This is a genomic window from Streptomyces sp. NPDC051018, from assembly GCF_044456085.1.
In the GTDB taxonomy this organism is placed as follows: domain Bacteria; phylum Actinomycetota; class Actinomycetes; order Streptomycetales; family Streptomycetaceae; genus Streptomyces.
The window spans coordinates 77,588-103,811 of the sequence record NZ_JBITFN010000023.1; the positions used below are offsets into that span (position 1 = coordinate 77,588).

General features: G+C 73.0%; 23 protein-coding genes and 2 pseudogenes. 16 read left to right on the forward strand and 9 right to left on the reverse strand.

Annotated features, from left to right (window positions below; translation table 11 throughout):
* Positions 1–91 precede the first annotated feature (91 nt).
* On the reverse strand, positions 92–1,381 hold the full coding sequence (locus ACIBCM_RS29800) for a glycosyltransferase (RefSeq protein WP_399248558.1): 1,290 nt from the start codon (positions 1,379–1,381) through the stop codon (positions 92–94).
* Positions 1,382–1,442: 61 nt separating this feature from the next.
* Positions 1,443–2,519, reverse strand: a complete 1,077-nt coding sequence (locus ACIBCM_RS29805) for a GNAT family N-acetyltransferase (protein WP_399248646.1) — start codon at positions 2,517–2,519, stop codon at positions 1,443–1,445.
* Between the two features lie 693 nt (positions 2,520–3,212).
* On the opposite strand from ACIBCM_RS29805, the gene ACIBCM_RS29810 reads away from it, so the two are divergent.
* From ACIBCM_RS29810 to ACIBCM_RS29830, 5 genes are read left to right on the forward strand one after another with little or no spacing between them, the layout of a single operon-like run.
* Positions 3,213–5,624: an ATP-binding protein gene (locus tag ACIBCM_RS29810; RefSeq protein WP_399248561.1), complete on the forward strand. Its 2,412-nt coding sequence runs from the start codon at positions 3,213–3,215 to the stop codon at positions 5,622–5,624.
* On the forward strand, positions 5,621–6,067 hold the full coding sequence (locus ACIBCM_RS29815) for a roadblock/LC7 domain-containing protein (protein ID WP_399248563.1): 447 nt from the start codon (positions 5,621–5,623) through the stop codon (positions 6,065–6,067). The genes ACIBCM_RS29810 and ACIBCM_RS29815 overlap by 4 nt, the downstream gene beginning before the upstream one ends.
* Entirely contained in the window at positions 6,064–6,423 is a 360-nt protein-coding gene (locus tag ACIBCM_RS29820) for a DUF742 domain-containing protein (RefSeq protein WP_399248565.1), read from the forward strand. The genes ACIBCM_RS29815 and ACIBCM_RS29820 overlap by 4 nt, the downstream gene beginning before the upstream one ends.
* Positions 6,401–7,102, forward strand: coding sequence for a GTP-binding protein (locus ACIBCM_RS29825; protein ID WP_399248567.1), 702 nt, complete (start codon positions 6,401–6,403; stop codon positions 7,100–7,102). Before ACIBCM_RS29820 ends, ACIBCM_RS29825 begins: the two co-directional genes overlap by 23 nt.
* Complete coding sequence (locus ACIBCM_RS29830; RefSeq protein ID WP_399248569.1) at positions 7,099–8,481, forward strand: cytochrome P450; 1,383 nt, start codon at positions 7,099–7,101, stop codon at positions 8,479–8,481. The genes ACIBCM_RS29825 and ACIBCM_RS29830 overlap by 4 nt, the downstream gene beginning before the upstream one ends.
* Before the next feature lie 71 nt (positions 8,482–8,552).
* Here ACIBCM_RS29830 and ACIBCM_RS29835 read toward each other — a convergent pair whose 3' ends face one another.
* Both ACIBCM_RS29835 and ACIBCM_RS29840 read right to left on the reverse strand, forming a co-directional pair.
* The gene (locus tag ACIBCM_RS29835; protein ID WP_399248571.1) at positions 8,553–8,894 is read right to left on the reverse strand and encodes a DUF5713 family protein; all 342 of its coding nucleotides are present in this window, start codon (positions 8,892–8,894) and stop codon (positions 8,553–8,555) included.
* 280 nt (positions 8,895–9,174) lie between these two features.
* Positions 9,175–9,642, reverse strand: coding sequence for an ATP-binding protein (locus ACIBCM_RS29840; protein WP_399248573.1), 468 nt, complete (start codon positions 9,640–9,642; stop codon positions 9,175–9,177).
* 244 nt (positions 9,643–9,886) lie between these two features.
* Between ACIBCM_RS29840 and ACIBCM_RS29845 the strand changes: the two genes are divergently transcribed.
* From ACIBCM_RS29845 to ACIBCM_RS29865, 5 genes are all read left to right on the forward strand, one after another.
* Positions 9,887–10,834: a Scr1 family TA system antitoxin-like transcriptional regulator gene (locus ACIBCM_RS29845; RefSeq protein WP_399248574.1), complete on the forward strand. Its 948-nt coding sequence runs from the start codon at positions 9,887–9,889 to the stop codon at positions 10,832–10,834.
* Positions 10,797–10,922 carry a DUF397 domain-containing protein gene (locus ACIBCM_RS29850; protein WP_399248648.1) on the forward strand — a complete coding sequence of 42 codons (126 nt, stop codon included), beginning with the start codon at positions 10,797–10,799 and terminating at the stop codon, positions 10,920–10,922. Before ACIBCM_RS29845 ends, ACIBCM_RS29850 begins: the two co-directional genes overlap by 38 nt.
* 27 nt (positions 10,923–10,949) lie before the next feature.
* Entirely contained in the window at positions 10,950–11,297 is a 348-nt protein-coding gene (locus tag ACIBCM_RS29855) for a DUF397 domain-containing protein (protein WP_399248576.1), read from the forward strand.
* A 196-nt stretch (positions 11,298–11,493) separates the two neighbouring features.
* Positions 11,494–12,456, forward strand: a complete 963-nt coding sequence (locus tag ACIBCM_RS29860; protein WP_399248578.1) for an MBL fold metallo-hydrolase — start codon at positions 11,494–11,496, stop codon at positions 12,454–12,456.
* Between the two features lie 130 nt (positions 12,457–12,586).
* Entirely contained in the window at positions 12,587–13,795 is a 1,209-nt protein-coding gene (locus ACIBCM_RS29865) for a cytochrome P450 (RefSeq protein ID WP_399248650.1), read from the forward strand.
* Between the two features lie 116 nt (positions 13,796–13,911).
* Here the strand turns inward: ACIBCM_RS29865 and hutI are convergent, their stop codons facing one another.
* From hutI to hutU, 4 genes are all read right to left on the reverse strand, one after another.
* Entirely contained in the window at positions 13,912–15,093 is a 1,182-nt protein-coding gene (gene hutI, locus ACIBCM_RS29870; protein WP_399248580.1) for an imidazolonepropionase, read from the reverse strand.
* A 660-nt stretch (positions 15,094–15,753) separates the two neighbouring features.
* Positions 15,754–17,223 carry a formimidoylglutamate deiminase gene (locus tag ACIBCM_RS29875; RefSeq protein ID WP_399248582.1) on the reverse strand — a complete coding sequence of 490 codons (1,470 nt, stop codon included), beginning with the start codon at positions 17,221–17,223 and terminating at the stop codon, positions 15,754–15,756.
* Positions 17,214–18,404 (reverse strand): allantoate amidohydrolase, encoded by a 1,191-nt coding sequence (locus ACIBCM_RS29880; RefSeq protein ID WP_399248584.1) that lies wholly within the window; start codon positions 18,402–18,404, stop codon positions 17,214–17,216. The genes ACIBCM_RS29875 and ACIBCM_RS29880 overlap by 10 nt, the downstream gene beginning before the upstream one ends.
* Before the next feature lie 401 nt (positions 18,405–18,805).
* The gene (hutU, locus tag ACIBCM_RS29885; RefSeq protein WP_399248586.1) at positions 18,806–20,464 is read right to left on the reverse strand and encodes a urocanate hydratase; all 1,659 of its coding nucleotides are present in this window, start codon (positions 20,462–20,464) and stop codon (positions 18,806–18,808) included.
* Positions 20,465–20,566: 102 nt separating this feature from the next.
* On the opposite strand from hutU, the gene ACIBCM_RS29890 reads away from it, so the two are divergent.
* From ACIBCM_RS29890 to ACIBCM_RS29915, 6 genes and pseudogenes are all read left to right on the forward strand, one after another.
* Positions 20,567–21,961, forward strand: coding sequence for a diaminopimelate decarboxylase (locus ACIBCM_RS29890; RefSeq protein ID WP_399248588.1), 1,395 nt, complete (start codon positions 20,567–20,569; stop codon positions 21,959–21,961).
* 369 nt (positions 21,962–22,330) lie between these two features.
* Positions 22,331–22,561 (forward strand): annotated as a pseudogene (locus ACIBCM_RS29895) (hypothetical protein); the annotation flags it as partial.
* Positions 22,562–22,831: 270 nt separating this feature from the next.
* Positions 22,832–23,026: pseudogene (locus tag ACIBCM_RS29900) on the forward strand (hypothetical protein); the annotation flags it as partial.
* Positions 23,023–24,483 carry a hypothetical protein gene (locus ACIBCM_RS29905; protein ID WP_399248590.1) on the forward strand — a complete coding sequence of 487 codons (1,461 nt, stop codon included), beginning with the start codon at positions 23,023–23,025 and terminating at the stop codon, positions 24,481–24,483. The pseudogene ACIBCM_RS29900 and the gene ACIBCM_RS29905, both read left to right, overlap by 4 nt.
* 91 nt (positions 24,484–24,574) lie before the next feature.
* Entirely contained in the window at positions 24,575–24,961 is a 387-nt protein-coding gene (locus ACIBCM_RS29910; RefSeq protein WP_399248592.1) for a roadblock/LC7 domain-containing protein, read from the forward strand.
* A gap of 78 nt (positions 24,962–25,039) precedes the next feature.
* The gene (locus ACIBCM_RS29915) at positions 25,040–25,414 is read left to right on the forward strand and encodes a hypothetical protein (protein WP_399248594.1); all 375 of its coding nucleotides are present in this window, start codon (positions 25,040–25,042) and stop codon (positions 25,412–25,414) included.
* 18 nt (positions 25,415–25,432) lie between these two features.
* Here the strand turns inward: ACIBCM_RS29915 and ACIBCM_RS29920 are convergent, their stop codons facing one another.
* On the reverse strand, positions 25,433–25,993 hold the full coding sequence (locus ACIBCM_RS29920; RefSeq protein ID WP_399248652.1) for a hypothetical protein: 561 nt from the start codon (positions 25,991–25,993) through the stop codon (positions 25,433–25,435).
* Positions 25,994–26,224: the final 231 nt, after the last annotated feature.

The window sequence follows — 26,224 nt, forward strand, 5'->3', positions numbered from 1 at the left end:
GTCCCGCCCGTACCGGTACCGCCGCTTTCCCCGGCCCCGGTCCCTCCGGTCCCGCTCACGCTCCCGCCCGCACCGCTCATATCCGCCCCGCTCACGTCGACTCCGTGTTCCACGGCAGACGTACGCCACGGACCTTGCGGCGTGCCTTCACATAGCCGATGGGCCCGGCCAGCATCCCCCGCCGCTCCAGCCGGGAGAGATGGCGCGGCCAGGGGTAGTCCTGCGCGCCATGGGCCCCGGGCACGGCCGCCCCGCCGGAGTCCCTGCTGGCGGTGATGGCCCGGGCACGCGCCAGACCGCCGGGCAGCCGCCGCAGCAGCGCGGGCAGCAGCGCCGGGCGCCGGACCAGCGTCGCCGTCAGATACGCGGTGAGACCGGCGCCGTATCCGTACGCCTGGTTGGTGAGGTCCTTCCAGGTCTCGCGGTGGTGGTGCCAGACCAGGGCGTCCGGGCTGTAGCGCAGCCGGTGGCCCGCCGCCAGCACGCTGACGAACGCGTACAGATCGTCGCCGCCCCTGGCGGGGGTGCCCGTGCCGGTCGCCGGGTCGAAGCCGCCGACGGCCCGGATCACCGAGGCGCGGAACGCCATGTTCGCGCCGGAGCCGAAGCTGCCCGCCGTGAACGGGAACAGCGGCTCGTCGGCGGGCGGGTCCGCCGGGTCGTACGTCCTGGGCGTGAAGCCCTTCGCGAAGCCGCCGTGGCTCTCCAGCAGGATCTGCGCGGGCGTCCCGAGCTGCGCGGGCAGGATCAGTCCGGTGGTGCAGCCGAGCCCCGGGTCGGCGGCGAAGGGTGCGGTGAGGGCGGTGAGCCAGTTGGGGTCGGCGACCACGTCGTCGTCCGTGAACGCCACGATCTCGCCGGCCGCGACCGCGACCCCCCGGTTGTGCGCGATCGCGAGCCCCGGCACGGCCTCGCGCACATAGCGCACGCCCCGCGCCGCGTACTTGTTCCCGACCAGGTCCTCCGTGGCGCTCGTCACGGGCGCGTTGTCGACGACGACGATCTCGAAGTCCGGGTGGTCCTGGGCGAGCAGCGAGTCCAGCGCACGGGCGAGCTGGTCGGCACGCTCACGGGTCGCGACCACGACGCTGGTGCGCGGCGGGACGGCCCGGACGCCGCCCGGGTCGGGTGTCCCCGTACGGGCCAGCCGGGCGCGGGCGTCGGCGGCGACCGCGTCGGCGGGTGACTTGCCGGGCGGGACACGGCTGACGACCGTGGCGACCGGGCGGCCCCCGATCCGCACCAGGGTGTAGACGTCACCGCCGGTGATGGCCGGGCCGGCCCCCAGCGCGGGGCCGAAGGACAGCACCTCGCCGTCGGGGCCGTCCAGATCGAGCTGGGCGACGTGGATCGGGCCCGGCTTCGGTGGTTGGGTGTTCATCGGGTTCCTTGTATCGAATGGGCGCCTGACCGGTCGTCGCACGGCCGGGCGGCCCCGGGCGTCAGTGGCCGCGCAGCTTGCCCAGCCCGTTCAGCGTCTGCCTCGCGCAGTGGGCGAGACGCGGCCGGTCGCGCACGAATCCATGGGCGCGTCTCGCGGGCTCACGGGCCACCCACTGGATCGCGGCCCCCGGTCCGGGACGGGAGGAGAAGCCCTCGTAGACCTCCAGCCCGCCGGTCTTGAAGGCGTCCTTGTAGACGGCGTCGCCCCGGCCGAAGTCGAACATACGGATCCCGTCGGCCGCGGCGGCCTCCAGCATGCGCAGATGCAGGATGAGCCCGGGCGAGTAGCGGGCGAACTCGATGTCGTACGCCGGGAACCAGCAGCACAGCACGGTCCGGGAGCGCAGTCCGAAGTGCGCGGCGACGGGCCGGTCCCCCGCGTACAGCACGGAGAGCGACCCGGAGCAGCCGGGGGAACGCTCCTCGTGGAGCCGTTTCACCAGGCCGGAGATCCACTCCTTGGCGAAGCGGTCGCGGCGGCCGGTCCTGCGGTACTGCGCGGACTTCCACCCGGTGAGCGTGCGCAGCCGCTCGGGATCACGCTCGTCGAGGACGAAGCGCACCTCGCCCTCCCGGCGCCCGAGCCGGCGCTCCTTGGCGAGAGTGGACTTGAGGAACTTGGGCGATTCGGCCCGCAGCCACTTCTCGTACGCCGCGAAGCCGTCGCCGATGTCCGTGACCGGGGCCTCGAAGCGTTCGGCCGCCGAGGGGATGAACAGGTCCTGGCCCGCTTCGAGGTTGTCGTACTCCCAGGTGGACAGTCCGCACACCTGGAGCAGTTCCCGGGCGGTGATGTCCAGGCCGGGCGCCATGATCGCGCCCTGGCAGTCGGAGACGCCGAAACCTATCGCCCGGCCGTGGCCGAGCGGTCCGCGCTCGTACGGGAAGAATCCGGCCGGCTCCCCGTCCCGGGACAGGACGGCCACCCGGGCGGCCGGGCTGACCCGGCCCACCGCACGGGTGAATTCGGGTTCCATGAACGGGTTGGCGGGCGCGCCCGAACGGGCCCGCAGTTCCCGCCAGGAGTTGATCTCCGATTCATCCAGCTCGGCAGGTTTCACCACACGGATACGCAGCTGACGAATGGTGGCGGCGCGCTCATGCGCAACCCCGTTGCGTACGCTCAATTTCGACCCCCCTGTGTACTCCCCAGTGTGCGTATCCCCGGAAGAGGACGCTACCGGGGATGCCTCACCAGGGCGGCCGGCCCGGCCATCCTGTGACGGACCTGTGAAGACTTGGGAAACACGATACGTGTGATACCTAAGTTCTGGATGAGACGTAAGGTCCGATCTTGACCCGAGTTGGCCAACTGATATTCGAACAGGCCCTGTTGATCGTAGGATTCTGATTGCCCCCGTCCCCCTGCGGGAGCCGACGTGTCCTGGAAGGACTCAGTCTGCAGTGATCCTGGTCCGTACAGCCGTGTTTCGCCGTGACCTGATTCTCAAAAGTGACAAACCGAACAGGCCGGGACCGTCTGACGCCTGTGCGATGTCCCCGCCGTTCGTCTCCTCTGTCTCTTCCGTCTCCTCTGTCTCTTCCTCTTCCGAGCCTGTTCCGGTGGCCGTGGCCATGCATGTACCGGTGTCCGTACCCGCGCTCTTCCCGGGGGCCGTATCGGCGCCTGTGCCCCGGGCTGCCTCCGTGCCTGTTCCCGTGGCCGGGAGTGCGCCGGTCGCGGTGGCCGTGTGCGCGCCGCCCGGTCCGTCCGGACCGCCCGGAGCGTTCGGACCGGCGGGGCGGAACCGAGCAGCGGGAGCCGTGTCGTGAGCCGCGCGAGCGGCCGTGCCCCGGTCTGGTGGCCCCTGCTGACCCTGCTGGCCGTCGGCGCGGCGGGCGGGGCAACGGCGCTGTACGCCCCGGGTGAGTGGCGGCAGATCCTCGCCGGCGCGTGCGCGGCCGTCGCGGTGCTGGCCCTCTCCTGGACGCTCTTGTTGTTGAGGCTGCTGCGCAGCCGGCGCGCCCGCTATCGGGCCGGCCTGGTGACCGCCGACGCCCGGGGCGCCGAAGTGGCCCATCTCGCGTCCGTGCGGCTGCCCGCGATCTCCGAGCGGCTGCGCGCGGGACAGCGGCTGGACGGCGTCCCGGGCCCTCTCTCTCCGGCCGCCGACATCGGTGAGGAGTTCGCCGGAGCGCTGGACGCCGTGATCGAGGCGCTCGGCGCGGACGAGGCCGTACGCCGGGAGCGCGCCCTGCGCGACTCCGTACAGGCCGCCTTCGAGACCGTCGCCCGCAATATGCACGCCATGGCGACGGTCCAGCAGCAGGTGCTCGACTCGGTGGAGCAGATCATCGAGGATCCGCGCCTGATGGCCGAGGTGATGAAGGCCGACCACGCGGCGGCCCAGATGACCCGCAAGGCCCAGACCCTGCTGGTCATGTGCGGGGTCTGGCCCGCCCGCCGGGAGTCCCGGCCGGTGTCGCTGTACGACTGCGTGCGCGGGGCCCAGTCCCGGATCGTGGAGTTCACCCGGGTCGAGATCCACGGCGGCCAGACGCTGTTCGTGGTGCCGCCCGCGGTGGAGGGCCTGATGCACACCCTCGCGGAGCTGCTGGAGAACGCGACGGTGTTCTCCCCCTCCAGCACCCAGGTCGTGGTCACCGTCCGCGAGGTGGGCGCGGGGGCGGTCGTGGAGATCGACGACGCGGGCCTCGGCATGCCGCCCGATGTGATGCAGCAGGCGACGGCCCGGCTCCGTGACGACCTGGACCTGGCGAATCTGGGCGCGGTGCCCCGGCTCGGCCTCGCCTGTGTCGGGCGCTGGACCCGTGAGCTGGGCTTCGGTGTCGAGCTGACCGGCGCGTCGGCGTACGGCGGGACCCGGGCGGTGACCTTCGTGCCGTACCGGCTGCTGACCGAGCCGCTGTCCCACTTCCCCGAGCCGCGCGAGACACACGAGACGCAGGGGAGGCGCGGTACGCACGAGTCGCACCCCGGACACCCCGGGCACCCCGGGCACCCCGGGCATGGCACGGACGAGAACACCGTGCCCCCGCAGCGGGAACGGCTGCGAGCGCGGTTGCGGGACCACGACTGGACGACGGGCGCGTATCGGAGCGCCCATGGCACGGCCGCGCGGGTGCCGGGTCCGTACCCGGCCGACCCGTACGCCACCGGTACGGCTGCGGGTACGGGCCCCGGGCCACGTGGCACCGGGTCCTATGGCAGCCCGTCTTCCGGCGTCGAGGGGGGCACGGGATCGGGTACGGGTACGGGATCGTCCGGCTCGGGATCCGGGTCCGTTCCCGGTCCGGGGCCCGCCCACGGTCGCGGACCCGAGCCGTACGACTCGGGCGCCCACACCGCCCGTGCCCGGGGAGCCGGGACCAGCGGCCCGTACGACACAGGGGCGGGCGCGACCCGGACGACCGGCCCGTACGACACGGGCACACACGGAACCGGAACCCCCGAGACGTACCGCACCGGGACCCCCGAGGCGTACGGCACCAGGACGACGGGACCGTACGACACAGGCACAGGCGGAACCGCGAACCCGGAGACGTACCGGACCCGGGTGCCCGGGACCGGGACCACCGGGCCGTACGACACAAGGCCGGGGACGACCGGACCCACCGGCCCGTACGACACGGGCACACACGGAACCGGAACCCCGGAGACGCACCGCACCGGGACCCCCGAGGCATACGGAACCGGGGCGCGGCGGGCCGGGGCCGAGGGCTCCCAGGGCTCCGGGGCGCGCACCCCCGCCATCTATGAGAGCGGGGCACCGGACGACGACGGTGGCCGCCACGGACCCCGGGAATCCCACGGATCCCGCGGCTCCGGAGAGCACAGCCCCGTACCGTACGGGCCCGCCTACCAGTCGGCCGGCGGGTACCGCTCGGACACCGCACAGCCCTCACCCGCGCCCGCCGCCCCGCACCCGTCCGCCCACCAGGCCACGGCGGCGCAGGGGCGGTCCGACACCCGTGACGCGCTGCCCCGCAGGCGCAGCCGGCGTGGTGCCGCCGTCGAGGCGGCGGCCCAGCAGGCGCTCCAGCCGCAGCCGCCCGCGCCCCCGCTGCCCGACCGGCCCGCCTGGACGCCGGAGGCCGCGGGGGCCTCGGTCGCCAGTGTGGTCTCCGGCACGCGCCGGGGCCGCGCGGCCGCGGCGGACGACAGCACGCCCCAGCCCCAGACCACCGCACCCGAGACGTATCAGGGAGGCCGGCCGTGACCGGGACCATTACGAGACTTCCCGACCTGGGCTGGATGCTCCGCCCCCTGACCGAGATCCCGGGGGTACGCCATGCCGTCGTCGTGTCCGAGGACGGGCTGCGTCTCGGGCACGCCTCCGCGGAACGGCTCACCGGCCCGGTCGCCGCGCTCAGCGTCGGCGAGGCCGAGTCCCTCGCCGCCGCCTGTGCCGCGATGAACATGACGGCCCGGTCCACCGCCTCGCTGGTGTACGGCTCGGGCGCCGGGGTCCGCCAGCTGATGCTGGAGTCGGAGCACGGCTTCGTGCTCTTCACCCACGCCGGGGTGGGCGCCCATCTCGGGGTCGCCACGGGCCCCGACGCCGATGTCGGCCTGGTCGCCCAGCAGATGCAGCTGCTGGTGGCCAGGATAGGAGCCCACCTGGGCAGCCGGCCGAGGGATCCGGTGACCGGTCCGTCATGACGGACCGTCCGGAGAACCGGACCACCTCCGCGGTCAGGCCGTACGTGATCACCGGGGGCCGCTCCGACACCGGCGCCGAGCCGTTGTCGTGGGAGACCCTCGTGATGGCCACGGACGCCGCCTTCCCCGCGTCCCTCCAGCCGGAGCATCACATGATCCTGCGTCATTGCCAGGGTCTGCTGTCGGTCGCCGAGGTGGCCGCCCATCTCGGCCAGCCGCCCTCGGTGGTGCAGGTGTTGCTGTCGGACCTCGTCCAGTGGGGTCTGATCGTGATACGTCCCCCCATCTCACCGGCCGATCGAGCCGATGTGACCATGCTGAGAAAGGTTCTCCATGGCCTCGAAAGCCGTCTCTGACGCCCATGCCCGGGCGTCGGGACACCCGGGCACCCTCCCCCCACAGGGTCCCGGCGCCTCCGCGTCTCGCGGCGCGGGCCCCCAGCACGGCAAGTACGTCGCCGGCACGGTCGCGGGCGCGGCCAAGATCCTGATCGTCGGCCCGCTCGGGGTCGGCAAGACCACGCTGATCGGCACCGTCTCGGAGATCAAGCCGCTGTCCACCGAGGCGGTCATGACCCAGGCGGGCGCCCAGGTGGACACCCGGGTCCACGCCGGCAAGACGACCACCACCGTCGCCCTCGACTTCGGCCGGCTGACCATCGACGGCGCCCTGGTGCTCTATCTGTTCGGTACCCCGGGCCAGCAGCGGTTCCTGCCCGCGTGGCGGGACCTGGCGCGGGGCTCCCTGGGCGCGCTGGCGCTCGTCGACACCCGTGACCTGGGCGCCTCCTTCGACGCCATCGGCAATCTGGAGGACCTGGGGCTGCCGTTCGCCGTCGCCGTCAACGCGTTCCCGGGCAGCCCCCGGCACTCGGAGGCCGAACTGCGCGGCGCCCTCGATCTGCTGCCCGGCACCCCGATCGTCTCCTGCGACGCCCGGGACCTGCGCTCCTCGGTGCGGGCGCTGATCGCCCTGCTGCGCCATCTCATCGACGACGCCCACGAGGGCCTCCACCCAGCGACGGAGCGTTCATGAACTCCCGGCAGCACTCCGTACCCACACAGCACTCCCCCGCGCACTCCCCGGCCCATTCCGGTCCCCCCTCAGGTCTCGCCTCCGGTCTCCAGCCCGGACTTCAGCCGGGGCCCCGGCCCAGCACGGCGGGTGCCGGGCGCGGTCCCACCGCCCCCGCGCTCTACGGTCCGGACCTCGACGGCGACTCCCTGCCCGCGTTCTACGAGGAACTGCGCCGCGAGTACGGCCCGGTGGCCCCGGTGACCATCGCGCCGGGCATCGGGGCCTGGCTGGTGCTCGGTCACAGCGAGCTGCTGCGGCTCACCCGTGAGGAGCAGGACTTCTCGCACGACCCGCGCCGCTGGACCCTGCTGCGCGAGGGCCGGGTGCCGCCGGAGTCGCCCATCATGCCGATGGTGGGCTGGCGGCCCGCGCTGCTGTTCACGGACGGCCAGCAGCACCGCCGGATGCGTACCGCCGTGTCCGACGCGATCGCCCGGATCAACGGCCATGAACTGCGCCGCAGCGTACGGGCGATGGCCGAGGCCCTGATCGCCTCCTTCGCCGACCGGCGCGAGGCCGATCTCGTACCGCACTACGCGCGCAAGCTGCCGCTCCAGGTGATCATCGGGCTTCTCGGTCTCGACGACCGGACCGGGCAGCAGCTGGTGCAGGGGATCGCGGGCGTGGTCGCCGCCAACGCGGACTCCGTGAACGCGGGCAAACGGATGGACGCCCTCCTGACGGCCCTCATCAAGGAGAAGCGCCGCCGGCCCGGCGAGGACATCACCTCCTCCCTGCTGAACCACCCGGCGGGACTCACCGACGAGGAAGTGCTGCACAACCTGGTGGTGATGTTCGTCGCGGGCCAGCAGACCACCGTGAACTGGATCGCCACCACCCTGCGCGTCCTGCTGTGCGACCCGGCCTTCCGCTCGTCCCTCACCCGGGGGCACCTCACCGTGGACGACGCGCTCGACCTGGTGCTGTGGCGCGACCCGCCGACCCAGAACTTCCCCGCGCGGTACGCCACCCGGGATCTGGTGTTCGGCGGCCAGCGCGTCCGCGCCGGGGACATGCTGCTGCTCGGCCTGGCGGCGGCCAACCAGGACCCCGAGATCCTGCCCGCCGACGGGGCGCCGGTGATCGGCAACCGTTCCCATCTGGCCTTCGGCGCCGGCCCGCACACCTGCCCCGCGCAGGACCCGGCCCGGCTGATCACCCGTACCGCCGTGGACACCATCCGCCACCGGCTGCCCGATATGGAACTGGCGGTACCGGAGTCGGACCTGGCATGGATCACGTCCCCGTGGACCAAGGGCCTGGCGGCACTTCCCGTCCGCTTCGGGGAACCGCTGCTGCCCCACGGCTCGGAGGAACGGGCCCCGGGCAACCGCTGAGCCCCGCGCGGGGGGGCGCCGTCCGGGGTCGTGCGCGGAGTGTCCCGGGCGCCCCGCGCGGGGTCCCCGGTTCACCAGTCCCGGGCGGCGATCAGCTTCTCCACGTCCGCGTCCGGGAATCCGTAGGCCGTCGCCACGAACCAGAAGTCCTCGGCGATCTCCTCGCGCGCGACGGTCTCGATCTCACTGCCCGCCGCCTCGAACTCGGCCTCCAGCCGGTTGAACTCCTCGGTCGCCCCCTCGGTGAGCACATACAGCGCCGCCAGATCCGGCGGCCGCTCCGCCTCGATGCGCTCGCACAGCCTGAGCAGGATCGCCCGGCCCTTGTCGAGGACGTGATCCGGAAAGTACGGGTCCTCGTACAGCGGCTGAAGAAACGCCCGCCCCGCCACCTGCTGGTTGCTGATCGCCATGGTGAATCCCCGTTTCTATGGAAGGGCCCGGTTACCGCTGATCCCGGGGCCACCGGTCCCGAGTACCGCCGAGCCCTTCACCGATCCTGCACCACGCCACTGACAGCCGGGTGTTCGTCCGGGGTGGGGCCGTGGGTGAGCGTGGGGGCGCAGGTGGGGCAGGCGTAGTGGAGTGAGCGTTCTATCCAGCGGAGGGGGATGGGGGCGGTGGTGGGGCGACCGCAGTGGGCACAGTCGGCGGTGAGCGGTTCCGGCGGTCCGCCGGTGAGCGCGGCGGCGTTCATGTCGGCACGTCCGCCCGGCTGCTGACCTCCGCCGCGCCCTTTCCTCGTAAGCCGGTGTCCGGTACGACCGACAGCTCGGCCCAGACGACCTTGCCGGGCCCTTCCCGTTCGGTCACGCCCCACCGGTCCGCCAGCGCGTCCACGAGCCACAGCCCCCGCCCGCCGGTCGCGTCCGCCTCGGGCGCGCCCGGCACGGGCCGCCCCTCTCCCGCGTCCACGACCTCGATCCGCAGCCCGCCGGACGAGCGCGTACAGCGCGTCTCGATCTCGCGCTCCGGCGCGGTGTACGTGTGGCACACGGCATTGGTCAGCAGCTCCGACAGCACCAGCAGCGCCGAGTCCTCCACGGCCGTAAGGCCCCAGCCCGCCAGCGCCTTGCGCAACTGCGCACGGGCCCGCCCGACACAGCCCGGATGCCCGCTCCAGCGCGACACCACCACATCGCCACCACACTCGCCGTTCATCCGCCCACCGCCGTCGGACCGGCGACCGGCCCCTCGTATGTGCGGGTCGTGCGGTTCGACATGTCCGCGCTCCTCTTCAGACTGCCGGAAGGTGAACAGAGCACCTCAAATTAACCGGAATCATCTGATCCTTAATCAGATCAGGTGAAATGCAACGGTCTTGGGAGTTCAAGCTTGGTGGCTCGCCGTTACTTTCAACAGATCAGAGAGCGTGCCAACGACGGACTGTCACAAGGAGAAGGCCATGGGACGACGCACCGACCATCCCGGCGAGAAGACCGGCGCCACCACATCCGCCGCCCTGTTCGGCGAGCTTTTACGGGAACACCGCGACCGGGCCCACCTCTCCCAGGACAAGCTCGCAAGCCAGATCCCCTGCGACCGCTCCCTGGTCGCGAAGATCGAGGCGGGCGCGCGTGTCCCTCAGCAACCGTTCGTGGCCCGCTGCGATGAGCTGCTGGAGACCGGAGGAATGCTGGCCCGATTGTGGGCCCGCGTGGACTGGTACTCGCCGGCCGAGCACCCGGACTGGTTCCGGAGGAGGGCGGCTATGGATGCGGAGGCGACCGCTCTGCGTGAGTTCCAAACCCAGGTCGTGCCTGGGCTGTTGCAAACAGAGCGTTACGCCCAGGCTCTCTTCTCACGAGTGTTGAGCAGCCACCACGCTGAGGAAAGAGTTTCAGCTCGACTCAACCGACAACAACGCTTCTTGGACCCGGATGGTCCCCTGCTGATAGTGGTGCTGGACGAGAGCGCGCTCCGGAACGTCATCGTCGACGTGACCGTGATGCAAGACCAGTACGCCCACCTATTGGCCATGGGAAGACGCCCGAACATCCGTATCCAGGTTGCCCCCGCCAGCCAGTCCCTGATTCGCCCCAACACCTCCATGTCGCTGATCACGCTGCCTGACGGGCACCAGTGGGTCTACTCGGAGTCGCTGGACCGAGGGCACTTCAGCGACGATCCGACCATCTACGCCCGACACTCCCAGACCTATGATGTGCTCAGAGCGGACGCCTTGTCCGCCCGTGAATCTGCCGCTCTGATCGGCGACTTCATGGAAGGGTTTTCGGGCTATGGAACACGAGCTCAGCGCGGCGACGTGGAGCAAGAGCAGCTACAGCGGAGACAACGGCGGCAACTGCATAGAAATCGCCCCCGGATACGCCGACGTCGTCCCCGTACGTGACAGCAAGAACCCGACCGGTCCCACTCTGCACCTAGCGCCCAGCGCCTTCGCGGGACTCGTCACCTACGCCAAGAACACCACCGTCTAGCCCACCGCCTGGAAAGGCGACCCGAGCATGGACAACAGCCTCAGCACGGCAACCTGGATCAAAAGCAGCCACAGCGGCGACAACGGGGGCGACTGCGTAGAAGTAGCCGCCGGTTACGCCGTCGAACCCTGGATCAAAAGCAGCTATAGCGGGCCCAACGGGGGCGACTGCGTAGAGGTAGCCCCTGGACATGCCGTAGGGCCCTGGGTCAAGAGCCGTCACAGCGGGTCTAACGGCGGCGACTGCGTAGAGGTTGCCGCCGCCATCGACGTCATCGCCGTCCGGGACAGTAAGGACACGTCGGGCCCCATCCTGAGCCTGACGCCCAGCGCCTTCGCCGGACTTCTCACGTACGCCAAGAACACCGCTGTCTGACGGCCGCCCATCAACGCCCCCGTCACCGCACCAGCGGGCGGCGGGGGCACGGCTGGGGGCAGTCCGCCGGCCGGTGGTCGGTGGTCGGTGCGGCCCTGCCCCGTCATGGCCGCAGAGTACCGGGGCGGCTCAACCGGGGGCAGCCGCGAGGAAATTCGCGGCGTGATGGGAATCGGCCGCACTACGCTCGGCCGCCATGACCCAGGAGCCCCAGCGATATCCGGCCCACCCCGAACGGCTCGACCGGGGGCACCCGTTCCGTCAGTGGAAGACCTGGCGGATACCGGGGACCGAATTCACCCTCACCGGCTATTCACGGGCCAACGACAAGACGTTCTTCCACATCCCCGAGCTGCGGTGCGGCCTCGACGCGGGGCTGTGCGAGGGGCGGCAGGTGGACACCGTACTGCTCACGCACACCCATCACGACCATGTGAGGGACCTGGACTTCCTGGCCGCGCGGGCGGGGACCGAGATCTATCTGCCGGCGGCGGCGGTGCCGTACGCGGAGTCCTTCCTCCGCGCCTCCGGGGAGCTGAACCACGGCGCGGGATACGACCCCGGGCTCGCGGGGGGCCACCGGCTGCACGGGGTCGGGCAGGGGGACGAGTTCCGGTTCGGGCGGCGGGGGCACCGGGTGCGGGTGGTGGAGTGCGAGCACAAGGTGCCGTGTGTCGGATACGCGGTGTCCGAGACGGGGAAGGCGCTGCGGCCGGAGTACGAGGAGCTGCGCCGGTCGCTGGTGTCCGAGGGGCGGGGCGGGGAGTTCGGGCGGATCGTGGCGGGGCGGCGCAAGGAGGGGGCGGAGGTCGAACAGGAGGTGCACAAGCCGCTGTTCGCCTTCCTCGGTGACACCCATGTGCGGGTCTTCGAGCGGAATCCCTGGCTGCTGACGTACCCGGTGGTCATCACGGAGTGCACGTTCCTCTACGACAGCGAGCTGGACCGGGCCGAACGGGTCGGGCACACGGTCTGGAGCCTGCTGCGGCCGTTCGTCGAGGCACATCCGGAGACGCTGTTCGTGCTGACCCACTTCAGTCTGCGCCACTCGGACCGGGAGGTCGTCGACTTCTTCGCGCGGGAAGGGCTGCCCAATGTGATGGTCTGGGCGCACCCGGAAAGCCGGCTGCCGGAGCAGCACCAGCACGGCGGGGCGTGAGCGCGCTCTGGCTCAACCAGCCGGTGGGCACGGAGAATTGACGGTGTCACAGGACACGGCACCGGTCCCCGTCCGTCGGCCCGTCAGGAGAGCCCGCGTGAGCGCTGCACACGTCACCCCGCCGCACCGGATGGACGCCCACGGTGGCTGTCCCCACGCGGCCAACGCCCGGCTGCTCGCCGAGGGCTCCGCCGCCGAGGTCGTCCTGCCCGACGAGGTGCCCGGGATGGCCGTGCTGGGGCATGAGGCGCTGAAGGAGTTCCTCGCGCACCCCGAGGTCTCCAAGAGCCCGGGGCACTTCGCGGCGCTCCGGGAGGGCCGGATACCCGAGGGGTGGTCGCTGATGAACTTCGCCGTCCTGCCCGGGATGCTGACCAGTGACGGTGACGAGCACCGGAGGCTGCGCTCCCTGGTGAGCAAGGCGTTCACGGCCCGGCGGGTGGAGGGGCTGCGGCCCGGGATCGAGGCGCTGACGGCCCGGCTGCTGGACCGGCTGGACGCGGCGGCGGAGGCGGGCGGCGGGATCGCCGATCTCCGGGCGCACTTCGCGCTGCCGCTGCCGCTGAGTGTGATCTGTGAGCTGTTCGGGGTGGACGAGGCGGCTCATGACCGGCTGCACGAGCTGTCGGACCTGGCGGTCAGCACCACGGTCACGCCCGAGCAGGCGATCGCGACGACCCGTGACATGGCCGCCACGCTCGCCGGAATCGTGGCGGTCCGCCGGGAGAGCCCGGGGGACGATCTGGCCAGTGCGCTGATCGCCGCGCGGGAGGACGGTGAGGGGCTGAGCGAGGCGGAGCTGATCGGCACGCTGATGCTGTTCGTGGTGGCGGGCCACGAGACCACGCTGAATCTGATCACCAACGCCGTACGGGCGCTCTGCGCGCACCGCGAGCAGCTCGAACTGATCCGCTCCGGCGGGGCGTCATGGGCGGACGCGGTGGAGGAGACTCTGCGCTGGGACAGCCCGGTGAGCTACTTCCCGTTCCGCTACCCCATCCGGGATCTCACGATCGACGGGACGGTGATCCCCCGGGGGACGCCGGTTCTCGCGGGCTACTCGGCCGCCGGGCGCGACCCGGCCGCCCACGGCCCGGACGCGGACCGCTTCGATGTGCGCCGGGCGTCGCCGGGCCGTCATCTCTCGCTCGGGCACGGCGCGCACTACTGTCTGGGCGCGCCCCTGGCCCGTATGGAGGCGACGATCGCCCTGGAGCGGCTGTTCACCCGCTTCCCGGACCTGGATCTGGCGGTCCCGGAGGCGGAGCTGCCCCGGCATGCGAGCTTCGTGGGGAACAGCGTGCAGGTACTGCCGGTGAGGCCGGGACCGGGGGCCTGAGCGGACCCTGAGGCCCACCGGGGGCACCGGGCCCACCAGGCCCGACGGGTCCACCGGGCGCACCGGGCCCGACGGGCCGACGGCCTCCGCATCCCGCCCGGCAGCGGCGCCTCCAGTCACCGGGCCCGGAGCCTGCTTCCCCGGCGCCAGACGTCCCGCACCAGCGGGACTCCGGGCCGGTACGCGAGATGGACATGGCTGGGTGCGTCCAGTACGGCGAGATCGGCGCGGGCGCCGGGGGCGACGCGGCCGATGTCGGTGCGTCGCAGCGCCGCCGCGCCGCCCGCCGTGGCCGACCAGAGGGCTTCGTCGGGGGTCATGCCCATGTCCCGTACGGCGAGGGCGATACAGAACGGCATCGAGGAGGTGAACGACGACCCCGGGTTGCAGTCCGTGGACAGCGCGACGGTCACCCCCGCGTCCAGCAGCCGCCGGGCGTCCGGCCAGGGGGCGCGGGTGGAGAACTCCGCGCCCGGGAGCAGCGTGGCGACGGTGTTCCCGCTCGCGAGGGCGTCGATGTCCCCGGGGTCGAGGTGCGTGCAGTGGTCGGCGCTGGCCGCGTCGAGTTCGACGGCGAGCCGGACGCCGGGGCCGGGGCCGAGCTGGTTGGCGTGGACGCGGGGGACGAGGCCCCGGGCCTTCCCGGCGGTGAGGATCGCGCGGGCCTGGTCGCCGTCGAAGGCGCCCCGCTCGCAGAAGACGTCCACCCACCGGGCGTGGGGGGCGCAGGCGTCGAGCATCCCGCCGGTCACCAGCTCCACGTAGGCGGCCGGGTCGTCCGCGTACTCCGGGGGCACGATGTGCGCGCCGAGATAGGTCACCTCCTCGGTGTGCCGGGCGGCGATCCGGAGCGCGCGTGCCTCGTCGTGGGTGGTGAGCCCGTAGCCCGACTTGGTCTCGAAGGTCGTGGTGCCCTGGCGGAGCGCCTCCGCGAGATAGCGCGTGAGGTTCGCCTCCAGCTGCTCGTCACTCGCGGCGCGGGTGGCCCGGACCGTCGTACGGATGCCGCCGGCCTGGTAGGGGCGGCCGGACATCCGGGCGTTGAACTCCTGCGTACGGTCGCCCGCGAACACGAGGTGGGAGTGGGAGTCGACGAACCCGGGGACGACGGCGCTCCCCCCGACGTCGTACCTCTCGTCCGCGTCCGGAGCCCCCTCCGCCCGGCCGGTCCAGGCGATCCGCTCGCCCTCGACGACGACGGCGGCCTCGGCGAGGAGGCCGAGGGGCGAGGAGTCGCCGAGGCCGGGCACGTTGGTGACGAGCGTGCCGATGTTGGTGATGAGGATGCTGGTGCTCATGGCTTCCTGTCAGTGGTTGTTTTCCCCCACCCCGCCCCTTCCCGCGACCGGGGCCCTGTCCCGGCCCGGCGCCTCAATCGCCGGCGAGGCTGAGTTTCCCGGGCCGGGGCTTCCCTCACCGGCGAGGCTGAGAGGTGAGGACGCTCCTCCCCCGGTCCACCCGGGCCTCGAAGCCCCAGGGCCTCTCCTTTTGCGGCCTCGTCCGCCCTCCAGGCCTGTCCTCAATCGCCGGACGGGCTGATTTTCCCTCCCCACCGTGCATCGACGGGGCCTGCCCCACCGGCCTTCGAGCCCCTGCCCCGCCAACAACTGAGGCACCGGGCCGGAGCAACCCAGCCCCGCCGACGAACGAGGCGCCGGACCGGAGCAACCCAACCCCGCCAACAACTGAGGCACCGGACCGGAGCAACCCAGCCTCCCCGGCGTTCAAGACGCCGGGCCAAAGCACTCCAGCCCCGCCGACGATCGGGCGCCGGGCCGAAGCAACCCAGCCCCGCCGGCGTTTGAGGCGCCGGGTCCGGGGCGGAGCCCCGGGAAAGCGGTCGGCACCCCGGCACGGACCCTGAGCGCACAAAACAGGACGCCGGGCCCCAGCAACCCAGCCCCGCCGGCGATTGAGGCGCCGGGTCCGGGGCGGAGCCCCGGAAGGGCCCGGGCCCCTCACGACATCACCCCCGCAATCGTCGACGCCAGCTCCCCCGCCACATCCGGCACCAGCTCATGAACGCCCGAGCGGACGATCCGCCGCCCCCCGACCACCACCTCCCGCACATCCGCGCCCGTGGCCGCGAAGACCACCGCCTCGGGGGCGAGCCTCGGGACCGGCCCGGCGGTGCGTACGGAGTCGAGGGCGACCGTGGTGAAGTCGGCGAGCGCACCGGGCTCCAGGCGTCCCGCGTCGGGGCGTCCGAGGGAGGCGTGCCCGGCGGCGGTGGCGGCACGCAGCAGGGCGGCGGCCGTCCAGTGGCCACGGGTGCGGATGCGCAGGCGTTCGTCGAGTTCGAGGGCCCGGGCCTCCTCCAGGAGGTCGATCACGGCGTGGCTGTCGCTGCCGAGGGAGAGCGGGGAGCCCGCACGCTGGAGGTCCGCGGCGGGGCCGATGCCGTCGGCGAGGTCGCGTTCGGTCGTGGGGCACATACAGACACCGGCGCCGGACGCGCCGAGGACCCGGATGTCCTCGCCGGTCAGGTGGGTGGCGTGGACGGCCGTGGTCGTCGGCTTCCAGAAGCCGGACCGGGCGAGGAGCGCCGTCGGCGTACAGCCGTGGACGGCAAGGCACGCCTCGTTCTCGGCGGGCTGCTCGGAGACGTGGACATGGACGGGCACCCCGTCCGTACGGGCCGCGAACTCCTCGTACCCGTCCGCCGGCGCGAAGGCGCGTACGGAGTGGACCGCCGCGCCGATCCCGGCGTCCCACCGCGCGTCCCCCCTCGGCTTCAGCCGGGACCAGCGTTCGTACCAGGCGTCCGCCGAGCCGTCGCCGAAGCGGAGCTGAGGGCCCGCCAGGGGCTGGTGGCCGTCGCGGGTAAGGCCGCCGTGGAGGTAGACGGTGTCGAGGAGGGTGATCCGGATCCCGGCGTCGGCGGCGGCCGCGAGGAGCGCCTCGCCTATGGCGTTGGGGTCGGCGTACGGGGTGCCGCCGGGGCCGTGGTGGAGATAGTGGAACTCCCCCACCGCGGTGATGCCCGCGAGCGCCATCTCGGCGTATACGGCGCGGGCGAGCGCGTGGTACGACTCCGGGGTCAGCCGGGACGCGACCCGGTACATCACCTCCCGCCAGGTCCAGAAGGTGCCGGTGCCGACCTGCGCGGTGCCCCGCAGCGCCCGGTGGAAGGCGTGCGAGTGGGTGTTGGCGAGGCCGGGGATCGTGAGGCCGCGCAGGATCTCGGCGCCCGGGGGCGGGGTGGCGGTCTCCGAGCGGACGGCCCCGATCCGGCCGTCGGCCCGTACCTCCAGGGTGACGCCCGGCTCGGCACGGGTCTCCAGCCAGGCGTGTTCCGCCCAGTAGGTCACCGCCGGTGCCGTGGATGCCGACTGTGCCGTCGTGGGTGCGGACTGGGGTGCCGTGGATGTCGCCGGTGCCGTGGGTGCGGACTGGGGTGTCGAGGATGCGGCCGGTGTCACCGGCATGCCAGGCCCTCCAGTACGTCGGCGAGTGCGAGCACCCCGGCGGCGCAGTCGTCCTCGGCCGCGAACTCGGCCGGGGAGTGGGAGACGCCGGTGGGGTTGCGTACGAACAGCATGGCGGTCGGGACGGCGGCGGACAGGATCCCGGCGTCGTGTCCCGCGCCGGTGGCGAGGACGGGGACGCGGCCCCCGAGGAGCCGGTTCAGCTCGTCGCGCAGGGCGTGCCCGAACTCGACGACCGGGGTGAAGGACTCCCGTACGACGCTGAGGTCGACGCCGTCGCTCCGGGCGCGGTCCCGGGCGGCCCGCTCGATCTCGGCGACGACCGTGTCCAGTGTGGCCCGGTCGGCGGCGCGGGAGTCGAGCCAGGCGCGGACGAGGGAGGGGATGGCGTTCACGCCGTTCGGTTCGACGGCGATCTTGCCGAAGGTGGCCACCGCGCCCGCGAGTTCCGCCGCTCGGCGGGCGGCGAGGACGGTCTCCGCGTAGGCGGGCATGGGGTCGCGGCGGTCGGCGAGGCGGGTGGTGCCGGCGTGGTTGGCCTCACCGCGGAAGTCGAACCGCCAGCGTCCGTGCGGCCAGATCGCGGAGGCGATCCCGACCCGGTCGCCGGACAGGTCGAGCGCGCGTCCCTGTTCGACGTGCAGCTCGACGAACGCGCCGATACGGGCGAGGCGCCCGGGATCCGGGCCGATGGCGCCGGGGTCGTGACCGGCGGCCTCCATGGCTCCCGGGAGGGTGATGCCGTCGGCGTCGGTGAGTGCGTACGCCTTCTCCCTGGTCAGCTGTCCGGAGGTCAGACGGGAGCCGACGCAGGCGAGCCCGAAGCGGGCGCCCTCCTCGTCGCCGAAGTTGACGATCCCGAGGGGCCGGGTGAACTCGGCGCCTCTGCTGCGGAGTTCGTCGAGCGCGGCGAAGGCGGAGACGACGCCGAGGGGGCCGTCGAAGGCACCGCCGTCGGGGACGGAGTCGAGGTGGGACCCGGTGACGACGGCGTCCCCGGCGGCCGGGTCCCCGAGCCAGGCCCACTGGTTGCCGTTGCGGTCGGTCTCGTGGGAGAGGCCGCGGGCGCCTGCCTGGTCGCGGAACCAGGAACGGCAGTCGGTGTCGGCGGCGGTCCAGGCGTAACGGCGGTAGCCGCCGGTGCTCGTCTCTCGCCCGATGGCGGCCAGCTCCCGCCACATGGTCTGGAACGACGGACCGCGGGTGCCGGGGGCCGGGGCCGGTCCGCCGCCCCGGCGGACCCCGGCGGGTCCCCCGGCCCCGGAGACCGGGGCCGGTCCCTCGGCGCGGGGCCCACCGGTGGGTCCACCCGCGCCGGGGACACCGGTGGGTCCACCCGCGCCCGCCCCAGGGGCCCCGGTCCGTCCCCCGGCCCCGGGGGCATCGGCCGGTCCGCCCGCGACCGCCTCGGGAACTCCCGCAGGTCCGCCCGCGACCGGGGCGCCGTGAGGCGTCCCGGGCAGCCCGTCGCCCGGGGTCCCCGTACGCCCGTCGCCCGGGCCGACCGCCTTCCCGCCACGGCCCTCGGCGCCCCGCCCGGGCTCCCCGGGTGGGCCCACGGGCCCGCCGCCGGGCGCGGAGGTCATGATCCCTCCCGCATCGGCACGCGAACACCCTTGTCCACGGCCATGGACTCCGCGCGGTCGTACCCCGCGTCCACATGGCGGATGACCCCCATCCCGGGGTCGTTGGTCAGCACCCGGCGGATCTTCTCCCCCGCCAGAGCCGTACCGTCGGCGACCGTCACCTGGCCCGCGTGGATCGAGCGGCCCATGCCGACGCCGCCGCCGTGGTGAATGGAGACCCAGGACGCGCCGGAGGCGACATTGACCATGGCGTTGAGGAGGGGCCAGTCGGCGATGGCGTCGGAGCCGTCGAGCATCGCCTCGGTCTCGCGGTACGGGGAGGCGACCGAGCCGCAGTCGAGGTGGTCGCGGCCGATGGCGAGGGGCGCGGCCAGTTCCCCGCTCGCGACCATGTCGTTGAAGCGCTCGCCCGCGCGGTCGCGCTCGCCGTAGCCGAGCCAGCAGATACGGGCGGGCAGGCCCTGGAAGCGGACGCGCTCGCCCGCCAGGGTGATCCAGCGGCGCAGGGACTCGTTCTCGGGGAACAGTTCCAGGATCGCGCGGTCGGTCTTCGCGATGTCGGACGCCTCGCCGGAGAGCGCGGACCAGCGGAAGGGGCCCCGGCCCTCGCAGAAGAGGGGCCGGATGTAGGCGGGGACGAAACCGGGGAAGGCGAACGCCCGCTCGTATCCCGCGAGCCGCGCCTCGCCCCGGATGGAGTTGCCGTAGTCGAAGACCTCGGCGCCCGCGTCCTGGAAGCCCACCATGGCCTCCACATGGCGGGCCATGGACTCCCTCGCCCGCCGGGTGAAGTCGGCGGGCTTCTCGGCGGCGTACGACGCCATGTCGGCGAAGTCGACTCCGGCGGGGAGGTACGCGAGGGGGTCGTGCGCCGAGGTCTGGTCGGTGACGATGTCGATGGGGGCACCGGCTGCCAGCAGCTCCGGCAGCAGCTCGGCCGCGTTGCCGAGGACGCCGATGGACAGCGGGCGGCGGGCGTCCCGGGCCTCGGTGGCGAGCTGGAGCGCGTGCCGGGGCGAGTCGGCCCGTACGTCCAGATAGCGGTGCTCGATCCGGCGGTCGATGGCGCGCGGATCGCAGTCGACACAGATCGCGACACCGTCGTTCATGGTGACGGCGAGCGGCTGGGCACCGCCCATGCCGCCGAGTCCGGCGGTCAGGGTGATCGTCCCGGCGAGGGTGCCGCCGAACCGCTTGGCGGCGACGGCGGCGAAGGTCTCGTAGGTGCCCTGGAGGATGCCCTGGGTGCCGATGTAGATCCAGGAACCGGCCGTCATCTGCCCGTACATGGTCAGGCCGAGGGCTTCGAGGCGGCGGAACTCCTCCCAGTTCGCCCAGTCGCCGACGAGATTGGAGTTGGCGATGAGGACGCGCGGGGCCCACTCGTGGGTCCGCATCACCCCGACCGGGCGGCCGGACTGGACGAGCATCGTCTCGTCCCGCTCCAGGGTCCGCAGGGTGCGCACCATCGCGTCGAAGGAGCGCCAGTCGCGGGCCGCCTTGCCGGTGCCGCCGTAGACGACGAGCTGGTCGGGGTGCTCGGCGACCTCGGGGTCCAGATTGTTCTGGAGCATCCTCAGGGCGGCCTCCTGCTGCCAGCCCAAGGTGTTCAGTGCACTACCGCGCGGCGCCCGGACGGGGCGGGGTCCTGACATGGCGATGCCTCCCGGTGACTGGATTCATTCATAGCCTGATGAAATGAATAGCCCCAGTCAACAGGTCGCGCCCGGCCGGGCCGGGATGATTGGCTGGCACACATGACTGTGGAACGCCGCAATGAGGCCGTACGCGCAGCTGTTGAGCAGGGACTTCTCACGGAGGAGCAACCGGTCGCCGCCCTTCTGGACGTGGCCGGGATCCGGGCGTCGGCGGCCTCGCTGCGGGCCGCGTTCGCCGCCGTGACGGACGCGCCCGTGCTGCACGCCTTCGCGGTGAAGGCGGCGCCCCTGGTGCCCGTACTGGCGCTGCTGAACGCCGAGGGCATCGGCGCCGAGGTCGCGAGCCCCGGCGAGCTGGCCCTCGCGCGGGCCGCCGGGATCGCGCCCGGGCGTACGGTCCTGGACTCCCCGGCGAAGACCCCCGGCGAGCTGCGGGAGGCCCTGGCGCTCGGGATCGCCGTCAACGCGGACAACCCGCAGGAGCTGGCACGGCTGGACGCGCTCGTGTCCGCGTCGCACACCGGGGCCGCCGGGGCCACAGACTCCACCGGGGCTACCGGGGCTACAGACTCCAACGGCTCCAACGGAGCACCGCGCACCGGCTCGCCCCTCGGGCTGCGGGTCAATCCGCAGATCGGCGGGGGTTCCATCGGCGCGCTGTCCACGGCCACGGCGACCTCCAAGTTCGGGGTGGCGCTGCGCGACGAGGGCGCGCGGGAGGCGGTGGTGCGGATGTATCTGGACCGGCCCTGGCTGACCCGGCTGCACACCCACTCGGGCTCGCAGGGCATCGCGCTGACGCGGATGATGGAGGGCGTACGGGAGGTGTACGCGCTCGCCGAGGAGATCAACGCGGCGGCCGGGCGGCAGCAGATCGACACCGTCGACATCGGGGGCGGGCTGCCGGTCAACTTCTCGTCCGACGAGGAGATCCCGACGTTCGCCGCGTACGCCGCACTGCTGAAGGAGCGGGTCCCGGGACTGCTGGACGGGCGCTACGGGCTGGTCACGGAGTTCGGGCGGGCGCTGCTCGCCAAGAACGGGCTGATCCTGGCGAGGGTCGAGTACACCAAGGTCTCGGGGTCGCGGCCGATCGCGGTCACCCACGCGGGTGTGCAGGTGGCGACCCGTACCGTCTACGACCCGGTCTCCTGGCCGCTGCGGATCGCCGCCTACGACTCCGCCGGGGTGCCGAGGAAGGGCGCGCCGGTGGCGCAGGACATCGCGGGTCCGGCGTGCTTCGCGGGCGACCTGCTGGCGGAGGCCCGGGAGCTGCCGCCGCTGGAGCCGGGCGATGTGGTGGCGGTGCTGGACACGGGGGCGTACTACTTCTCGAACCACTACGGGTACAACAGCCTGCCCCGGCCGGGGGTGTACGGGTACACCGGCGGGGACGGCGGCGAGGGGGTGCGGTTCGCGCCGGTACGGGCTCCGCAGAGCGTGACGGAGATCGTCACCGAGTCGGGCGGCGAGAACCGGGACGCACTGGTGTAGGGGGCGGCCCTCCCCCGGACTCCCCGGACTCCCCGGACTCCCCGACGACGGTCCGCCGGACGGCAGGAGGAGGGCCGGAGGAGCCCGGCCGGAACACGTTCCGAATGGTCTATACATCCGGTTTCCCGGGGTCCGGCCGGTGACATCACGGCTGGTCAGATACGCTGCGTCCGCACGCCATTGGAGCCGATCGCAGGGGCCGCGGCCCGGCCGGATCGGATCCTTGGCGCGCGAACCCTACCTGGCCTGTGGCAAGTTCCTGTGGAAAATGCCACAAGTTCCCACAACGGCGGCAACGTTGCGTAACCTTTCCGTCACAGCGTCCGCGCGACCGCGCGCGGAACGTCCAGGGCGGAGAAGGGAGTCGGCGTGCCCGGAATCGACGAGTGTCTGCTGGAAGCCATGCTGGTGCCGGGCGCGCGCGGGGCGTCCATCGTGGACTGGGTCAGCGGCCTCGCGCTCGGCACCATCGGCGAGACACCGGGCGGGGACCACGAGACCACGGCGGCGGAGACCGCCGAACTGGCCCGGGTCGCCACCGAGTACGCGGCGTTCGCGCTGCTGACCCCGAGGGCTCCGGGCGGCCCCGAGTCACCCCCGGGATCCGGTGCGGGGATTCCGTTTCAGCCGGACGGCAGTGCGGTCGACGCCGGTCGGCCCGGGCCCGGTCCGATCGGTGCCGGTCAGGTCGGCACGGCTCGGACCGGGTCGGGCCGGGGTGCGGATGCCGTTGGGACCGGCGCGGGCCTGCCCCCGAACGGTATGGCCGGGGTCGCCACGGCTGATTCCGCTTCGATGGACCCGGGTCGTTTCGCCACCGGTGCCGCCGGCTCCGCCCCGAACGGTGGCGGACCGGCGGCCGGCGGTCCGGCCCCCGGGCACGAAGGCCCCCTGGTCGAGGACTTCATCGTGACCACCCGTACCTGCTACCACCTGATCCGCTTTGTGGAGACGGCCTTCGACAGCAGTGTGTTCCTGCATCTGTGGCTGGACCGGGACCTCGGCAATCTGGCGCTCGCGCGGCTGCGGATGCAGAGCCTCGCCGAGAGGCTGGTGCTGGCATGAGCACCGTCATATCGCCGATGCTCGTACGGCTCGCGGACGAGCGGGCCACAGGAGTGCTGATACGGGACCACGGCGCGCTGTATCTGGCGGACGGCCAGGTCGTGCACGCCGAGGCCCCCGCCGCCCCCGGGCTCGATGTCCTGCTCATGGCGAGCGGCAGGCTGCGGCCGGACCGCTGGGAGGACGCGATCGCGCACGCGGGCGCGCGCAACGAGGTCGCCCGCTATCTCGTCGACAGCGGCCAGGTCGCGGGCGGCGAGCTGGAGATCTGCCATCTCGCCGCGCTGTACGACGCGGCCTACTTCGCGCTGGCTCCGGCCACGGGGCCGACCCGGTTCCGCTACGGGGTCCACCACTGGCTGGGCCGGGTCCGTCCGGTGCCGACCAGATCGGTCGAGCGCGAGGCGCTGCGGCGGGGGCGGCTGCTGCACTCGGTCTGGCCGCACCCGTCGGTCGACTCGGCGCCCGTGGCCGTACGCCCGCACCGTGCGGGTCAGGCGCTCAGCCCCGTCCGCCGGTCGCTGCTGGCGCTGGCCGACGGCGTACGGACTCCGGCGGCGATCGCGCGGGAGCTGGGGCGGCCCGCGTTCAACACCCTGATCGAGGTCCGGCGGCTGGCCGCGGAGGGCCTGATCGGGACCCCGTCGGCGCCCTGTCCCCAGGGTCCCCCGCGCTTCAGGACGGCGCCCGCGCCGCTCCCCTCCGCCGGCCCCGGCACGGCCGCCCCCGGCAACCCTGTCGGCACGTCCGGCGCCCCCGGAGGCTCCGGGGCACCGCGCCACGCCCTGCCCGGACCGGCCGTGGCCCCGCCGTCCGGAGGCCAGGGCGCGGGCGAGCGGCGCTCAGGCGGCCGGCACGGAGGGCCGGGAGCCCACCGCGCACCCGGCCGGGCACCCGGCTCCCCGGGAACGGGCGGTCCCGGACCCGGCACCGTCACCCCGGGCGCGGGCCCGGGCCCGGGAACCCACCGCGCCCCAGTAGCACCCGCGGCACCTGTGGTCCTGGGAACACCCGGAGCGCCTGTAGCCCCCGGAACACCCGGCCACCTCGACGGCAGCACGATCCCTGACGGCCCGACCACGGGCACCCCGGCACCGGGCGCCCCCGCGGCCATCGCCCCGCCCCCGGGCAGCACCGCACCCAGCGGCGCCCCGACCCACGGCAGCACGCACCCGGGCACACCGGCGGCCTTCGCCCCCGCACCCGTCGAGCAAGGCCCACCAGGCCCGTACGCCACCCGGCGGGCCGAGGGATCACCGGGGGACCGCGCCGACACCGTCCCCGGCCCGGGACCCGGCGGAGGCCCCGGACCCGGCGGAGGCGGCCGGACCGGTGGCACGGAGTTCCCGGGGCTCGGGGACTTCCCGGGGCTCGGGCCCCTGGGGCTCGGGCCGACCGCCGCCCCGGACACCGCGCTGCTCCGCCGGATCCGCGACGCACTGGAGGCACCCCTGTGACGGCCCGCCCCGCCCACCACCACACCGTTCGCAGCACGGTCCGCACCTCATGAGGCGCGCACTGAGGCTGCGCGCCGAGAGGAGACAGCTCATGACGGCAGAGGAGGACGTACTCGCCGAGCTGAAGCGGCTCCGGCTGCGGATGCCGCAGCTGACCGGCGCCCTCGCCGCGAGTACGGACGGTCTGGTGCTCGCGGCCGACAGCGGTGACGCGGAGGGCGTCGCCGCGCTCACCGCCGCCGCGCTCGGCGTCTCCGCACGTCTCACGGAGGCCACCGGACAGGGCAGGTTCCGCGAACTGCTGGTCCGGGGCGACCACGGCTATGTCGCGACCTACGCGGCGGGCTCCGCCGCCGTCCTCACCCTCCTCGCCGGACCACGGGTCAACGTGGGCCGGCTCCATCTGGAGGCCCGCCGCTCGGGCGCCCGTATCGGCGAACTCGTCGACGGCGTCCTGGAGCGCCCGGAGCTCTCCTGACCCATGAACGCCACCCCCACACGCACCACCAGACCCTCACGCAACAGAACACGCAGCAGGAAGGGAAGTACGCCTCTCATGGCCAACACCGAAACCGCCCTCAAGGAAGCGACGACCTCGATCGAGGGCGCCCTGGGAGCGGCACTCGTCGACTACACCAGCGGTATGGCCCTCGGCACCATCGGCGGTGGCAAGGACCTCGATCTGACGGTGGCCGCCGCGGGCAACACCGACGTGGTACGCGCCAAGGTGCGCACCATGGAGCAGCTGGGGCTCAAGGACGGCATCGAGGACATCCTGATCACCCTCGGGTCTCAGTACCACCTGATCCGGCTGCTCCGGGGCCGCGGGACCGACGGTCTCTTCCTCTACCTGGCGCTGGACAAGAACCGTGCCAACCTGGCGATGGCCCGCCACCAGCTGAAGAAGATCGAGGCCGAGCTGGAGGTCTGAGACCGACGCCCGGCCGGGTCACCGGCGCCGCGCCCCACCGGGCGCGGCGTCCCCGGCCGCGATTCCGGTGCTCCGGAATCCCTTGACCTCCTTGCCGACCGGCCCGCGCGACACCCAGTCGGTACGCAGCCACAGCAGCGCCTCGTCGTCGCGCTCCCGGCGGCCGAGCCAGACCGCCTTGGCCCACAGCCCCGCGCCGACGCCCGCGAGAAGCCCGCCGCCCGCGCCCGGCAGCGCGAACGAGCTGCCCACGGCGGCGAGGAAAGCGAGCAGCAGCCACCACCGGCGGGCCCGCCGCCAGTTCCGCAGGGTCACCTTCCGGTCCTGGAGGAAGTCGGTGCGCCCCGCACGGGTCGCGGCGCCCGCGAAGTGCGTGTACCGGCCGCGCCGTACGACTGCGGTGACGGCGGCGGCGACGATGAACAGCGCCGCCGCGCTGAGCAGACCGATACGGCGCCCGGTGAGCCCCGGCAGCAGCGCGCCGATACCGGCGGCGACCAGCCCCAGCCACCACAGGGGGGCCGCCCCGGCCCGTACGACCACCGCCACCCTCGCCAGCGACTGCGCCCCGCGCCCCACGTCCGTGCTCCTCTCTTCGGTGGCCCACTCCGTGGTCCACGCCTCCTCGGTGTCCCACACATGTTCCTGCGCGCGGAGGCTAGCGGCGATTTCTTAACCGCGCCTGAGAAATGACATGTTCAGATCCCTGAGACGGCTGACGGCAGACGGCAGACGGCAGGCGCCAGACGACAGGACGGCAAGCGCCGGGCTGCCGCCGCCGGGCGGCGTTCATCGGCGTTCATCGGGGAT